General features: G+C 63.3%; 14 protein-coding genes. 11 read left to right on the forward strand and 3 right to left on the reverse strand.

The genetic code is table 11. The annotated features are described in order from the left end of the window. Positions 1–3: 3 nt before the first annotated feature. Together tssE and ACLD1Y_RS28990 are read left to right on the forward strand one after the other, a co-directional pair. Positions 4–444 carry a type VI secretion system baseplate subunit TssE gene (gene tssE / locus ACLD1Y_RS28985; protein ID WP_429481095.1) on the forward strand — a complete coding sequence of 147 codons (441 nt, stop codon included), beginning with the start codon at positions 4–6 and terminating at the stop codon, positions 442–444. A 24-nt stretch (positions 445–468) separates the two neighbouring features. After that, positions 469–1551 (forward strand): OmpA family protein, encoded by a 1083-nt coding sequence (locus ACLD1Y_RS28990; RefSeq protein WP_429481096.1) that lies wholly within the window; start codon positions 469–471, stop codon positions 1549–1551. 11 nt (positions 1552–1562) lie between these two features. Here the strand turns inward: ACLD1Y_RS28990 and ACLD1Y_RS28995 are convergent, their stop codons facing one another. Further along, the gene (locus tag ACLD1Y_RS28995; RefSeq protein ID WP_429481113.1) at positions 1563–2183 is read right to left on the reverse strand and encodes a prepilin-type N-terminal cleavage/methylation domain-containing protein; all 621 of its coding nucleotides are present in this window, start codon (positions 2181–2183) and stop codon (positions 1563–1565) included. Between the two features lie 206 nt (positions 2184–2389). Further along, positions 2390–2842, reverse strand: a complete 453-nt coding sequence (locus ACLD1Y_RS29000; protein ID WP_429481097.1) for a prepilin-type N-terminal cleavage/methylation domain-containing protein — start codon at positions 2840–2842, stop codon at positions 2390–2392. Positions 2843–2935: 93 nt separating this feature from the next. On the opposite strand from ACLD1Y_RS29000, the gene ACLD1Y_RS29005 reads away from it, so the two are divergent. Continuing rightward, positions 2936–3367: a type II secretion system protein N gene (locus tag ACLD1Y_RS29005; RefSeq protein ID WP_429481098.1), complete on the forward strand. Its 432-nt coding sequence runs from the start codon at positions 2936–2938 to the stop codon at positions 3365–3367. Here ACLD1Y_RS29005 and gspI read toward each other — a convergent pair. Continuing rightward, positions 3354–3719, reverse strand: a complete 366-nt coding sequence (gspI, locus tag ACLD1Y_RS29010) for a type II secretion system minor pseudopilin GspI (protein ID WP_429481099.1) — start codon at positions 3717–3719, stop codon at positions 3354–3356. The two genes, ACLD1Y_RS29005 and gspI, sit on opposite strands and share 14 nt — an antisense overlap. Positions 3720–3867: 148 nt before the next feature. On the opposite strand from gspI, the gene gspG reads away from it, so the two are divergent. The 8 genes from gspG (at position 3868) to ACLD1Y_RS29050 (ending at position 14024) form a co-directional block, all read left to right on the forward strand. Then, positions 3868–4317: a type II secretion system major pseudopilin GspG gene (gene gspG, locus ACLD1Y_RS29015; RefSeq protein ID WP_429481100.1), complete on the forward strand. Its 450-nt coding sequence runs from the start codon at positions 3868–3870 to the stop codon at positions 4315–4317. A gap of 8 nt (positions 4318–4325) precedes the next feature. Then, the gene (gspK, locus tag ACLD1Y_RS29020) at positions 4326–5195 is read left to right on the forward strand and encodes a type II secretion system minor pseudopilin GspK (protein ID WP_429481101.1); all 870 of its coding nucleotides are present in this window, start codon (positions 4326–4328) and stop codon (positions 5193–5195) included. Further along, positions 5192–6253 carry a type II secretion system protein GspL gene (gspL, locus tag ACLD1Y_RS29025; protein ID WP_429481102.1) on the forward strand — a complete coding sequence of 354 codons (1062 nt, stop codon included), beginning with the start codon at positions 5192–5194 and terminating at the stop codon, positions 6251–6253. The genes gspK and gspL overlap by 4 nt, the downstream gene beginning before the upstream one ends. Next, positions 6246–6758: a type II secretion system protein GspM gene (gene gspM, locus ACLD1Y_RS29030; RefSeq protein WP_429481103.1), complete on the forward strand. Its 513-nt coding sequence runs from the start codon at positions 6246–6248 to the stop codon at positions 6756–6758. Before gspL ends, gspM begins: the two co-directional genes overlap by 8 nt. Beyond that, positions 6755–9040 carry a type II secretion system secretin GspD gene (gspD, locus tag ACLD1Y_RS29035; protein WP_429481104.1) on the forward strand — a complete coding sequence of 762 codons (2286 nt, stop codon included), beginning with the start codon at positions 6755–6757 and terminating at the stop codon, positions 9038–9040. The genes gspM and gspD overlap by 4 nt, the downstream gene beginning before the upstream one ends. A 780-nt stretch (positions 9041–9820) precedes the next feature. Then, complete coding sequence (gspE, locus tag ACLD1Y_RS29040) at positions 9821–11239, forward strand: type II secretion system ATPase GspE (RefSeq protein ID WP_429481105.1); 1419 nt, start codon at positions 9821–9823, stop codon at positions 11237–11239. Next, positions 11239–12450 (forward strand): type II secretion system inner membrane protein GspF, encoded by a 1212-nt coding sequence (gene gspF / locus ACLD1Y_RS29045; RefSeq protein WP_429481106.1) that lies wholly within the window; start codon positions 11239–11241, stop codon positions 12448–12450. The genes gspE and gspF overlap by 1 nt, the downstream gene beginning before the upstream one ends. Positions 12451–12821: 371 nt before the next feature. Beyond that, positions 12822–14024, forward strand: coding sequence for a substrate-binding domain-containing protein (locus ACLD1Y_RS29050; protein ID WP_429481107.1), 1203 nt, complete (start codon positions 12822–12824; stop codon positions 14022–14024). Positions 14025–14049 lie beyond the last annotated feature (25 nt).

The following is a 14049-nucleotide window of genomic DNA, read 5'->3' on the forward strand; positions in this document are numbered from 1 at the left end:
GCCATGATCGAGTACAACCCCTCGCTGTATGAACTGCTGCTGCAAAACTTCGACGGTGAGCTGGACCTCCATCACGTCAGCGAGGAAGACCAGTATGCCCTGTCGGTGCTTGACAACCTGCGGCGCATCCTCAACAGCCGCGCAGGCAGCCTCAGCCACCTGCCGGATTACGGGCTGCCGGACATGGGCGTGATCCTGCAAGGGCTGCCCGCCACGGCCCATGGTTTGATTACCACGATGACCGCCACCTTGCTCAAGTACGAACCGCGCCTGGCGGCAGTCTCCATCGAGCTGTTGCCCCAGGCGCTGCCGGGGCATCTGGAATATGCCCTCGACGTGCAACTCCAGGATGGGCAGCACGTCAGCTTCGGCGCCACTCTGGCACCCGAGGGCAAAGCGCTGGTGCGCCATTTGAAGCGACAGAACTACCTATCCAATTCATGAGCCGATAACCCCCGAGGCAGACCGATGACGGCGTTATTTGAGATGCGTATTCGAGTCGGCGGTGATCCGCGCGGCTTCCCTGAGTTTGAACGGTTGCGCAAGGAACTGGCCAAGCTCAACCACCCGGCGCGCCCTGATGTGGACTGGGCCAAGGTAGAGCAAGGCTGCCTGGCGTTGTTCGAGGCAAATGGTGGGGATCTGCAAACCGCGTGTTTCTACACCTTGGCACGCGGTCAGCGCCGTGGGCTGGAGGGGATCACCCAAGGCGTGGTGTTGCTGGAAGCGTTGAGCGGCGAATGGGCGCACCTGTGGCCGCCGATGCAGTCCGTGCGTGTGGACCTGTTGGAATGGCTGTTCGAGCAACTGCAACTGCTTCTGCGCAGTTTGGCAATCACGGCGCACAATGGCCCTGCACTGATTCAATTGGACACTCAACTGGCGCGCTTGCAATCTGTGCTGCCCAGCCCGCTGCTGGCGCTGGATGCTTTGCGTTATCAGGTGGGCAACCTGGTGCTGCGTCTGGAGCGCAGCGTTACGCCGGTTGAAACCCTACCTATCAGGATAATGGCGCCGACCCTAGTGACGCCCATTGTCACGCTGCCACCTCCCCAGGTGAAGCCCCATAGGCGGCATCGGGCGCTGTGGCTGTTGATTGGAACACTGCTCATCGCTGCGTTCGCAGGGACCGCTTGGCGGGTGTGGCTCGCAGATCAAGCCAGTGCACCCCTTATGCCCGAGCCGATACGACTGGACAGTCTGTCGCTGTTCGAGGCGGGCAGTGCCACCCTGAAACCCGGCTCGACCAAAGTGCTGGTCAACGCGTTGGTTGGCATCAAAGCCCAGCCGGGCTGGCTGATAGTGATCGCCGGGCATACCGATGCGACTGGAACCCTGGAGCGTAATCTCGCTTTATCCCATGCCCGCGCCACCGCTGTACGTGACTGGATGCAACGAATGGGCGACATCGCCGACAGCTGTTTCGCGGTACAGGGCTTCGCCGCCAACCAGCCGATCGCCAGCAATGAAAGTGAGGCCGGGCGTAGCACTAACCGGCGTGTCGATATCCAACTGGTCCCTCAGCTTGGCGCCTGTGAGGAATCAGGCTGAGGTTGAGCCTCTTATCTCAACGGCCCCACCACCTGCCGATACCGCTCCATCCCCTGCGGCGTCTCCCGCACCAAGCCAATCTCCAACCCCATCGGCTCCTCCCGCCTGTTCCCACTCAACTGCCTCCAGCCCTTATCCACCTCCCAGACCCTGACTTGCAGGTCACTCACCCCGGTCAACACCTCCACGCCATCCTTCGCCGCTGGCAGCGGGAAGCGATCCCGTGCCGGCGCCACGGCTCGGTACAGCGAATCGCCCTTGAGCCACCAGCGCACCCGTTGCAGGCCATCCCCCGCAACCGGGGCGCTGCGGATTATGTCTAGGCGAAAGCCTTTGGTGTCGGAGCTGCGCACGGTTACCGCCGCCAGCCCTTCGACTTCCGGTGTACCGGGTAAAACCAGTTCCACGCTGGCGCGCAGGCTGATATCCCGTTGCATCTGGTTCAATGCCCGCAGCAGCACTTCGGTTTGCTCGGTGCTCGCCTGTAGGTGGTGATCGGCACGGGTGACGCTATCGAGCCCGCGCCAGGCGATGACGCTGACCAGGGCCATCAGCATGATCGCGACCATGACTTCGATCAGGGTGAAGCCTTGTTGCGATCTTTTAGCTGAGAACCCTTGGTTGTGGTGAATGGGCTCGTTGTGGTGAGCGGGCTTGCCCCGCGCTGGGCTGCGAAGCGGCCCCAAAACCATACGCCGCGGTCTTTCTGAAACACCGCGGAGTCCTTGTTGGGGCGGCTTCGCCACCCAGCGCGGGGCAAGCCCGCTCACCACAACAAGCCCGCTCACCACAGTAATAAGCCCATTCACCCTCGCAAGCGCGCTCATCACAAAGCGGTTCATGGCTGGCTCACCACGCGCATCAACCCCGCACCATCCCGCTGCAGGCTCAGGCTGTGCTGCCCGTCCGACAGCACCACGCGCAGTGGCGGGTTGATCCATTCGGCATTGAGCACCAGGGTTTGGCGGGGTTCGAGGGTGATTTGCATCGGGGTGCTTTCCCATAGGCGCGGTCGCAGTGAGTCGTCGTTTTTGAATACCTCGACGCCCAACCCATCATCACTGCGGCGACTGAACCGAAACCCCTTGGCATCGGCGCGCAGGGTGATGGGCCGGCCATCGGCGTGGGCTTCTAACTGGGCCACTTGCAGCAGTTGGCTGAGGCGGTCGGCGTCTTTGCGCAGCAGGTGCAGGGGGTCGGGTTTGATGGTGAGGCTGACGGCCGCGCTGGCGATGCCGATGATCACCAGCACCACCATCAGTTCGATCAGGGTGAAACCTTGCTCTTTCATCGCTGGCTTCCTGGAGAACTGGGGAGTCTGTGAAATAAAAGCGTGCGAATTGGCCTGTAGGCTAATGCCACGGACAAACAGGAGGTCCTCCCCATGGCATTCGCCCTTCGTGTATCACCGGCCCATGGCGTGCAAGCGCTGGCCTTGCTGGCGGCATTGGCGGGGGTGGTGGTGTGGACGCCGCTGTTGCTGACGTCCGCCGAGTCCCACACGCCCCAAGCCACGCCCCAGGCGCTGGCGGCGCGCAGTGATAACCCAGCGTTGCAGTGGTTTTCCACTGTGGCGACGGCCCCGCAGATAAAAGTCACCGGGGTGCTGGCCGGTGCCCGTGGTGCGGTGGCGATCCTCAGCGTGAACGATGGGCCGCCGCGCAGCTTTTTGTTGGGTGAGCGCCTCAGCCCTGGCGTGCGGTTGACCGCCATTGAAGGCGACGGGGTTGAGATTGAACACGCGGGCGAAAAGGTTCGCGTCAACCTCGACAAGTTGCCGGACGGGCCTGCGCTGCCGCTGCTCACTCGGCCATGACCTGGGTGTCCAGCCGCGCCAGCGGCGGGTTGTCGCGGCTGGCGTCCAGCACCGATACCGTCACATCAAACAGGCGGCCCTTGCTGTTGATGGTTTGTTCGCAGCGCAGTTTCAAACGCCCCTGATCGCAATCGAAGGTCTTTTTGCCGCTGCGCAAATGGCCTTCCAAGCGCAGTTCCGCCAGGCGACTTTGCGCCGCCAGCAACGCCATGGACTTATCCCGCAGCAGCCCGTTGCTCTGGGTCATCAACCCGGCCACGCGCACGGCGGCGGCCATGGCCACGGCGATGATCGCCAGCGCCACCAGCACTTCAATCAAGGTAAAACCTTGCGCGTTGCGACGGCCGTACATGGCGCTCTCAAACCCGGGAAACAGGCCCGCAGACTAGCGCCGGGAGTTGACCGATTGGCGACCGAACCTCCCGAGGATTTTCAATACGACTGACATGTGTTCTTGCAACACTTCGGCTCCAATTGCTCTCAAGCCAAGGAATGTCGAGATGGATATCGCGCGCCTAACGTCCCCATTGCCAGGCCCTCGCGGCCAGCGTGGCTTCACCTTGATCGAGATCATGGTGGTGGTGGTCATCCTCGGGATTTTGGCGGCGATGGTCGTGCCAAAAGTGCTCGACCGGCCGGACCAGGCGCGTGCCACGGCGGCCAAGCAGGACATCGGCGGGTTGATGCAGGCGCTCAAACTCTATCGGCTCGACCACGGCACCTACCCGAACATGAACCAGGGCCTCAACGTGCTGGTGGAGCGCCCGGCAGATGCGAAGAACAGCAACTGGCGCGCCTACCTCGAACGCTTGCCCAACGACCCTTGGGGCAACCCGTATCACTACTTGAACCCCGGTGCCAATGGTGAGGTGGACGTGTTCTCCCTGGGCGCCGATGGCCAACCGGATGGCGATGGCGTCAATGCCGATATCGGCTCCTGGCAGTTGTAAGGCGCGCCATGAAACGGTATTCGCCCACAGCGGCGAAGCAGCGCGGCATGGCGATTATCAGCGCCTTGCTGATCGCTGCCGTGGTGGCGGTGCTGGCAGGCAGCATGCTCACGCGCCAGACCGTGTTCACCCGCAGCCTGGAAGCCGAGCAACTGCGAATCCAGGGCCAATGGCTGTTGCAAGGCGGCCTTGAACGTAGCCGGTTGATGCTCTGGGAGGCGCGGCAAAAGGACGTGCTGACCCGTCTTGATCAGCCTTGGGCGCGCGCCCAAAGTGGTGAATTCCAGGGGCGCATTGACGACGAACAGGGCAAGTTCAACTTGCGCAACCTGGTCAATCGCGAGCAACTGGATGTGGAGCAATTGCAGGCGTTCGAGCGGCTGTGTCGCACGCTGGGGATCGACCCGGCGGTGAGCCGGCGGATCAGCCAGCGGGTGGTCGCCTCGTATCTGCCGCCGGCCAAGTACCCGATGCTGCGCAGCCTGGACGACCTGGGCGATATCGAAGGCCTTGACCCGCTGCTGTTGCGGCGCCTGCAAGGGTATATGAGCGTGTTGCCCGGCATTACCTGGGTCAACGGCAACACCGCCAGCGCCGAAGTGCTCAGCGCCGTCGTGCCCCAGCTCAGCCTGTCCCAGGCCCATGGTTTGGTGGCTGAGCGCGACAGTGGGCAGTGGTTTATCAACCGTGGGGATTTCGTCAACCGGTTGCATCTGCCGCAGGTGGTGGTGGACACGGTGCAGGTCGGTATCACCAGTGAGTGGTTTCGTGTGCAAGGCCAGGTTCGGCGTGAGCAGCGCCGGGTGACCATTGATGCGTTGCTGCATCGGCCCGAAGAGCGCCAGCCCCAGGTGATCTGGTCGCGGGTGGGCGTATGAAGCGCCTGCGTATTGGCTTGCCGCCTCTGGATCAACTGACCGCAGACAGCCAGGTCCGCTTTGCCTGGCTGGACCGTGGTGTGGTGGTGGAAGAGGGCACCGACAGCCTCGCGCACTTGAGCAAGGCACGTATCGCGATGGACTGTTTCCTTCACCCGCGCGACAGCCTGCTCACCAGCCTGGAACTGCCACCGCTGCCCGCTGCGAAAGCCGCTGCGGCCGTGGCCTGTGCCGCGCAAGCGTTGATCTTAGGCCCGGTGGAACACATGCAGGTGGCCCACGGTCCCCGTGAAAGCGATGGGCGTGTGCAAGTGGCCTGGGTGTCCAAAGCCGGGCTGGAACGGTTGTTTGCACTGCCACTCAAACTGCGCGGTGTGTACCCGGCGCCTTATGCTTTGCCGGTGGGCGCGGCGGCGTTGGACGAAGGTTATTTGTTGACCCGCGACAGCCTGCAACAAGGCGCGGTACACCCGTTGGGACAGCAGGCGTTGGACCTGCCGTTGGTGGACCTGCCGTTGGTGGACATGGCACAGCGCTGGAGTGGCCCCACCCCCAACTGGGGCTTGCATGGCCGCCTCAGCCAACCCGCCAGCGGCGGATGGGGCAGGGCGCTGGGGTATCTCGCGCTGGCGACGGCTATCTGGACCCTCGGCCTCAACCTGTACGCGGCACGCCAGGTGGATGAAGGCCAACGGCTCAAGGCGTTGATGAGCCAGCAGGTGCGCCAGGCCTTTCCCGAATTGCCGGTGGTGCTCAACCCCTTGCAGCAGGCGCGTCAGCAACTGGCCGCGCGGCAGAGTGGCGCGGCTACCGACCCTGGCCAGCGTTTCAGTAGCCTGCTGCAACTGGTGGGCAGCAACTTGCCGTTTATGGTCGCCAGCGTCGACAGCCTGAGCTTTGAGCAAGGGCGTCTGCACCTGGAATTGCTCGCCGACAGCCGTAACCCGACGGCGCAGGGCGATTGGCAAACCGCGTTGACCCAGGCCGGCTTCAGCGCCAGCCGCGACGAGCATGGCTGGAGCATTGGCCCGGTAAAAGCGGGGGCCGGCGATGAATAAAGTGCAGCGCATGCGCAACCAATCCCAGCTGTTCTGGGGCGGCCTGGCCCTGCGCGAAAAACGCATGGTGAGCGGTGCAGGCCTGGTCCTGGCGAGCCTGTTGACTTGGCTGGTGCTGGTGCAGCCGGCGTTGAAAAAGATCGATTACTGGCAGGCCGAAACCCCCAAGCTGCGCGCCCAGGCCGCCGCCTTGCAGGTGCTGTTGCAGGGCGTCGCAGCACCGAAGACAGCCGATGACACGACGCTGCGCCAAGCCCTTGATGGTGCTGGCTTACAGGGCCGTTATCAGTTGCAGGCCGAGGCCCCCGGCGGCTGGCGCCTGACCTTCGACAACGCTCCGGCCGATGCCGTGGTGGACTGGTTGCTGGGCAACCCTCGTTCGTTTTCCCTGGAGGTGTCCGAGGCGCGGTTGCAACGTGCCCAGGATGCCGTCGATAACTCGGCCGGCACTGTGTCCGGGACCGTTCGCATGGATCAGGCGCTTGGCGCTAAGGAAGCTTCATGAAGTGGTCAGTCCCGCCTTTTCGTTTGGCCGCACCGCTGCTGGTACTGGCCCTGAGCGCATGCAGCAATAACCCGTCCACTAAGCCTTTGCTGGTGGACAGCGAACTCGGCCAGCCGTTGGCCGAGACCCGCCGCAGCGATACCGCGCTGGACCGTCAACGCGAACCCGCCCCCCAACCGCCAGTACAACACCGCGTGACCAACAGCGCCCGTGGCTCTGCCCCGGCCGTCGTGAAGGCGCGCAACCCGTTGGGGGACCAGCCGGTACAGCTCAACTTCGTCGATGCGGATATCCAGGCGGTGGTGCGCGCACTGTCCCGCGCCACCGGCCAGCAGTTCCTGGTGGACCCACGGGTGAAGGGCAACCTGACCCTGGTCAGCGAAGGCCAGGTTCCGGCGCACCAGGCTTACGACATGTTGTTGGCGGCCTTGCGCATGCAGGGTTTCAGCGTGGTGGACGTGGGCGGCGTGGCCCAGGTGGTGCCGGAGGCCGATGCCAAGTTGCTTGGCGGGCCGATCTACAGCGCCGGCAGCAGCGGCATGCAGACCCGCACCTTCCGCCTGCAATATGAAAACGCCGTGAACCTGATCCCGGTGCTGCGCCCCATCGTGTCACCCAACAATCCGATCAACGCCTACCCCGGTAACAACAGCATCGTCATCACCGACTATGCGGAAAACCTCGCGCGGGTGGCGCAGATCATCAGCGGTATCGACACCCCCAGCGCCATCGACACCGACGTGGTGAAGGTGCAGAACGGCATTGCCGTGGACATCGCGGCCATGGTCGGCGAACTGCTGGAGACCCAGGGCGCCGACCAGACGCAAAAGATCAACGTGGTGGGCGACCCGCGCTCCAATTCGATCATCATCCGTTCCGGCAGCCCCGAGCGTACGGAGCTGGCACGCAACCTGATCTACAAACTCGACAACGCCCAGAGCAACCCCAGCAATATGCACGTGGTGTACCTGCGCAACGCCCAGGCGGGCAAGTTGGCCCAGTCGTTGCGCGGTTTGCTCACCGGCGAGAGCGACGCGGGTGTCAGCGACGATGCGCGGGGCAAGCTCAGTGCCATGGGCGGCACCGATAAAACCACCCAAGGCACCAGCAGCACACTCAACAGCAGCGGTACGCCCACCGGCAGTGGGGTGCAATCGGGCTACAACCAGAACACCCCTTCCACCGGCACCAACAGCAAGGACCAAGACACCGCCTTCAGCGCCGGCGGCGTGACCATCCAGGCCGACGCCACTACCAACACCCTGCTGATCTCCGCGCCAGACCCGCTGTACCGCAATCTGCGGGAAGTGATCGACATGCTCGACCAACGCCGCGCCCAGGTGGTGATAGAAAGCCTGATCGTTGAAGTGGGCGAAGACGATGCCACCGAGTTCGGCGTGCAATGGCAGGCCGGCAACCTGGCGGGCAAGGGTGGGTTTGGTGGCGTCAACCTGGGCGGCACCGGGGTTGTCGGCACGCCCACCAGCCCCACCAGCATTGATGTGCTGCCCAAGGGCCTGAATATCGGCCTGGTCAACGGCACGGTGGACATTCCGGGGATCGGTAAAGTGCTCGACCTCAAGGTGCTGGCCCGCGCCTTGAAGAGCAAGGGCGGTACCAACGTGCTGTCCACGCCAAACCTGCTGACCCTGGACAACGAGGCGGCGAGCATCTTTGTGGGCCAGACCATTCCGTTTGTCACCGGCAGTTATGTGACGGGCGGCGGGGGCACCAGCAACAACCCGTTCCAGACCGTGCAGCGTGAGGAAGTGGGGCTGAAATTGAATGTGCGGCCGCAGATTTCCGAGGGTGGCACGGTGAAGCTGGATATTTACCAGGAGGTCAGCAGCGTGGACACGCGGGCCTCGGTGGAGGCGGGTACGGTGACCAACAAGCGGGCGATCGATACCAGCATCCTGCTGGATGACGGTCAGATCATGGTGTTGGGCGGCTTGCTGCAGGATGGCTACAGCCAGAGCAATGATGCGGTGCCGTGGTTGTCGGATATTCCGGGGTTGGGGGCGTTGTTTCGCAATGAAAAGCGCAGTGTGAGCAAGACCAACCTGATGGTGTTTTTGCGGCCCTATATCATTCGTGACAGTGGGGCGGGGCGCAGTATTACGTTGAATCGGTATGAGTTTATGCGTCGGGCCCAGGGTGGGTTGCAGCCGGAGCGTAGTTGGGCGATGCCGGATGTGCAGGCGCCGCAGTTGCCTTCGGTGGATAAGGCTATTCCTCAGTCGTTGGGGCCTCGGGCGGTGATTCGGGCGGTGCCGCAATGATTGGGGGCATATCCGTTATTTGGGTAACGGCGGCTTATGGTTCCGCTCTTACAGCGGGTCACTTTTGGAAGGACCCAAAAGTAACCAAAAGGTCCTCGCCCCACCACTCGGCACCTCGCCTAGGCTCGGTGTGCCCTCACTCCGGCTTGAATCCGTGGGCCGCCGCAATGGGCCATCCATGGCCCAGTGCGGCTAACCCGGCGTCCTGCCGGGTTACCCACGGATTCAAGCCTGCGTTCGGCCAGCGTGGTTTAACGGGGCGCCTCAGATCAAAAGCCAAAGCGCGGCGGCCTTATAGCCGACCGATATTGTCTGTCGACCGCCGCTCAAATGTGGGAGCGGGCTTGCTCGCGAAGACCTTGAGGGCGCCGCATTGAATCGGGTCTCCCGCGTTATCGTTAACCACCATCGCGGGCAAGCCCGGCTCCCACAGGGAAGCGCGTGCGCCCCAGAGACCCGGTCGGCTACCAGGCCGCCGCGGCTCGCTTTTGATCTGAGGCGCCCCGTTAAACACGCTGGCCGGAATTCGGCATGGATTTGGGGGGTAAACCGGCAGGGATGCCGGTTTAGCCGCCCCGCGCCATGGATGGCGCGTGGCGGCGGCCCCCCAAATCCATGTCGAATTACGGGCATACCGAGCCTAGGCGAGGTACCGAGTGTTGGGGCAAGAGCCCTTTGGTTACTTTGGGGCTTTTCCAAAGTGACTCGCCGTAAGGGCGAAACCAATATCAGCCGTTACCCAAATAACGGATATGTACCCATACAAGCAGGGCCAACCCCATGAGCCTATTGCCCTACGCCTGGGCCAAATCCCAACGCATCCTCCTGCGCCCCGGCAGCGAGGGCATGCTACTCACGGTGTGCCCCTCAACCCCCGGCTGGTCCATCAGCGAAGTCCACCGCCAGTTCGGCCAGTCGAACATCGAACACGTCCGCGATGACGAGCTAGACGGCCTGCTCACCAGCGCCTACGCCGACACCGGCAGCGCCGCCGCTGTCGTCGGCGCCGCCGAAAACGAAGTCGACCTCGACCGCCTGATGCAAGACATGCCCGAAGTCACCGACCTGCTGGACACCCAGGACGGCGCCCCGGTGATCCGCATGATCAACGCCTTGCTCACCCAGGCCGCCCGTGACGAAGCCAGCGACATCCACATCGAACCCTACGAAACCCACTCCGTCGTGCGCTACCGCGTCGACGGCACCTTGCGCGACGTCGTGTCGCCACGCAAGGCATTGCACGGCGCGCTGGTGTCGCGCATCAAGATCATGGCCCAGCTCGATATCGCCGAAAAACGCCTGCCCCAGGATGGCCGTATTGCCTTGCGCGTAGCGGGGCGGCCGATTGATATTCGGGTGTCCACGGTGCCCACCGGGCATGGCGAGCGAGTGGTGATGCGCTTGCTGGACAAACAAGCCGGGCGTCTGCAACTGGAAACCCTCGGCATGGAGCCGCAACTGTTGGCGCGCCTCGATACGTTGATCCGCCAGCCCCACGGCATCGTGCTGGTCACCGGACCCACCGGCAGTGGCAAGACCACCAGCCTGTACGCGGCGTTGGCGCGGTTGGACGCTAGCACCAGCAATATCCTCACCGTGGAAGACCCGGTGGAATACGACCTGCCGGGTATCAGCCAGATCCAGGTCAACGCCAAGATCGACATGACTTTCGGTCTGGCCTTGCGCGCGATCCTGCGCCAGGACCCGGACATCATCATGATCGGCGAAATCCGCGATCTTGAGACCGCGCAAATCGCCGTGCAGGCCTCGCTCACCGGTCACTTGGTGCTGGCAACCCTGCACACCAACGATGCGGTGTCGGCGGTCAACCGGCTGATCGATATGGGGGTCGAGCCGTTTCTGTTGGCGTCGTCGTTGTTGGGGGTATTGGCCCAGCGCCTGGTGCGCCGCCTGTGCCCCCATTGCAAGCAAGAAGACCCGGCAGCCCCCGGCACTTGGCGCCCGGTGGGTTGCGCGCAGTGCAACGGGATCGGCTACAGCGGGCGTACCGGTATCCATGAGCTGTTCTGCGTCGACGACGATGTGCGCAGCCTGATCCACCAGGGTGCCAACGAGCAGGACCTGCGCGTGGCGGCCCGCCGTGCGGGGATGTTCAGCATGCGTGAAGACGGCGAGCGCTGGGTACGCAGCGGCGCCACCGCGCCCGAAGAAATCCTGCGCGTGACACGGGACGCCTGATGAATCGCTATCGCTATGAGGCCGCCGATGCCAGCGGCAAAGTCGAGGCCGGGCATGTGGAGGCCGACAGCCAGAGTGCGGCGTTCGCCAACCTGCGCAGTCGTGGGCTGACGGCGTTGCTGGTGCAGCTCGAAGGCAATCAACCCACGGCCGGCAGCGCCAGCCTGTTCAGCGCCAAGCTGTCGGACAACGACCTGGCCTGGGCCACGCGCCAGTTGGCCAGCCTGCTGGGCGCCAGCCTGCCGCTGGAGGCTGCGCTGAGCGCGACGGTGGAGCAGGCCGAGAAAAAACACATCGCCCAGACCCTGAGCGCAGTGCGCGCCGATGTGCGCGGCGGCATGCGCCTGGCGGATGCGTTGGCCGCACGGCCACGGGACTTCCCGTCGATCTACCGCGCGTTGATCGCAGCAGGGGAGGAGTCCGGTGACCTGGCCCAGGTGATGGAGCGCCTGGCGGATTACATCGAGGAGCGCAACAACCTGCGGGGCAAGATCCTCACTGCGTTTATCTACCCCGGTGTGGTGGGTTTGGTGTCTATCGGCATCGTGATTTTCTTGCTCAGCTATGTAGTGCCCCAAGTAGTCAGCGCGTTTTCCCAGGCGCGCCAGGACCTGCCAGGGCTGACCCTGGCCATGCTCAATGCCAGCGACTTTATCCGTGCCTGGGGTTGGTTGTGTTTTGCCGGAATCGTTGGTGGTTTCTGGAGCTGGCGCTTGTACCTGCGCAACCCGGTGGCGCGTTTGAACTGGCACAGCCGGGTGTTGCGCCTGCCGTTGATTGGGCGATTTGTGCTGGGTTTGAACACGGCGCGATTCGCTTCTACCTTGGCGATCCTCGGCGGTGCCGGGGTGCCGTTGCTGCGGGCCCTGGAAGCGGCGCGCCAGACCTTGTCCAACGACCGGCTCGACCAATGCGTCACTGACGCCACCGCCAAAGTGCGCGAAGGCGTCAACCTGGCGCCCGCGCTGGCGGTGGAGAAAGTGTTCCCGCCGGTGCTGATCCACCTGATCGCCAGCGGCGAAAAAACCGGTTCGTTGCCGCCGATGCTGGAGCGCGCGGCGCAGACCCTGTCCCGCGATATCGAGCGGCGCGCCATGGGCATGACGGCCTTGCTTGAGCCGCTGATGATTGTGGTGATGGGGGCGGTGGTGTTGGTGATCGTCATGGCTGTTCTGCTGCCGATCATCGAGATCAACCAACTCGTTACCTAAATGTGGGAGGGGGCTTGCTCCCACATGGGATCTACGTTTTTCAGTGATATCTCCGGGCTCCCGACCAACCTCGGGTTCCTCATTCCGTCACATCTCACCCCCTGCGTGGCCTCCAGCAGCGCTCGCTGAAACCCCGCTGTCATCTCCCCCCAAACCACCCAAAACCATGACCAAAACACCCGAGAATCTTTTTAAAAATCAAGCATTTCCTCCCGAGGTTTTTTCCCACAAACGTCATCGGAAACTGCGACTTTCTCTCCATGGTTTTCACCCCTGGCCACCCCCCTTCTACACGGCTTGGGACCGAAGCCATGGCGTCATGCAAGAGCCATCTACCCCAAACGTACAAACACGACGAAAGGAGCTTCTTCATGTTTAAGCGCAACGTTCTCGCGGTATCCATGACCCTCGCTGCACTGTGCTCGGCCCAGGCTGCACTGGCTGACATCAACGGCGGCGGCGCAACCCTGCCACAACCGCTGTATCAAACCGCTGGTGTACTCACCACCGGCTTCGCCCCCTACATCGGCGTGGGCAGCGGCAACGGTAAGGCGGCCTTCCTGACCAACGACTACACCAAGTTCGTGGCTGGCGTGACCAATAAGAACGTGCACTGGGCCGGCAGCGACGCCAAGCTCACCACCACTGAATTGAACGACTACGCCACTGCCCACGCAGCGGCTTGGGGCAAGTTGATCCAGGTGCCTTCGGTGGCCACTTCGGTCGCTATCCCGTTCAACAAGGCCGGTGCTGCACTGAACCTCAGTGTTGACCAGCTGTGCGGCGTGTTCTCCGGCCGCTACACCACGTGGGATCAGGTCATCGGTTCGGGCCGTACCGGCGCAATCACCGTGGTTTACCGTGACGGCAAGAGCGGCACCTCCGAGTTGTTCACCCGTTTCCTGAACGCCAAGTGCAACCCGTCGCTGGAAGGCGGCACCTTTGCGATCACCCAGGAATACAAAAAGAGCTTCTCCCTGGGCCTGCGCGGTACCCAGATCAGCCCGCTGCAACAGGCTAACCCTGCCGGTGGCTTCTACGCCGACACCAGCGAAGGTGTGATGAGCACCCTCAACGCTGCCGACAGCCGCGTGACCTACATGAGCCCGGACTACGCCGCGGCCACGTTGGCCGGTCTGGATGACGCCACCAAAGTCGCCACGATCGCCGGTGTTTCGCCTGCGCCTGCCAACGTGTCGGCCGCCATCGCTGCCGTCACCCCGCCTGCCGTGGCCAACCGTGGCGATCAGAACCGCTGGGTGCCAGCGTTCGGTGTCGATGCTACCGACCCAAGCGTTGTGCCTTACCCAACCACCGGCTACCCGATCCTGGGCTTCACTAACCTGATCTTCAGCCAGTGCTACGCCGACGCGACCCAAACCACCCAAGTGCGCGCGTTCTTCAACCGCCACTACGGCAACGCCATCAACAACGACACCGCTATCACCAACAACCGCTTCGTACCCCTGCCAACCGCTTGGAAAACCGCTGTACGCGAGACCTTCGTCACCGCGTCCAACGGCCTGAGCATCGGTAACACCAGCGTGTGCAACGCCATCGGTCGTCCGCTGTAAGCCACGCTTACAACGACCTGCAACC

Source organism: Pseudomonas sp. 18175 (assembly GCF_050432925.1).
GTDB lineage: Bacteria > Pseudomonadota > Gammaproteobacteria > Pseudomonadales > Pseudomonadaceae > Aquipseudomonas.